The 532-nt window shown below is 58.1% G+C and carries 1 pseudogene; it reads left to right on the top strand.

The window, feature by feature from the left end:
• A pseudogene (locus D3D02_RS18875) lies at positions 1-532 on the top strand (RNA-guided endonuclease TnpB family protein); the annotation flags it as partial.

The raw sequence follows: 532 nt of genomic DNA, 5'->3' as shown, positions 1-532 counted from the left end.
CGCTCGGGGTACAATGAAACCATCAACCTGGCCAAAGAAGGCGTTGACTGGGATGTGATTCCAGACCTCGTGGCCGACGACGCCAACCTCGTGAAGAACACGACTCAGCGCGTCGTCGCCAAAGCACTCGGCACGATGGAGAATTACTACGAGTACGACGACTTCGGACTCCCGAGTCACACCAAGGACGGTGCGTACCCGCTTCGTGCGAACTACGAGGAGGGATACAACCTGTCGCTCACCGACGATGGCGACGTGGCGTTCTGTATCAGTGCGAAGCCGTACAAGCACGTAAAGGGCGTCCTCGATGGGAGTGACGCTCACCTCGATATTCTCAATACCGCACTCGAAAGCGACGAGTGGAAGATTGGGACGGCGGAAGCCCTGTTCCACAACGAGAACCCCGAGTTGCACGTCAACGTCACCAACACCAAGCAGACCGTTCGAGACAAGCACGACTCACGGACTGTCGTGGGCGTGGACGTGAACGAGGACAACGTGGCCCTCACTGTACTCTCTGAGGATGGCGTCG

The sequence above is a fragment of the Halobellus sp. Atlit-38R genome (assembly GCF_003665925.1).
Lineage (GTDB): Archaea > Halobacteriota > Halobacteria > Halobacteriales > Haloferacaceae > Haloquadratum > Haloquadratum inordinatus.
The sequence above is the reverse complement of the archived record's forward strand: the minus strand, read 5'-3'. Positions and strand labels throughout refer to the sequence as shown.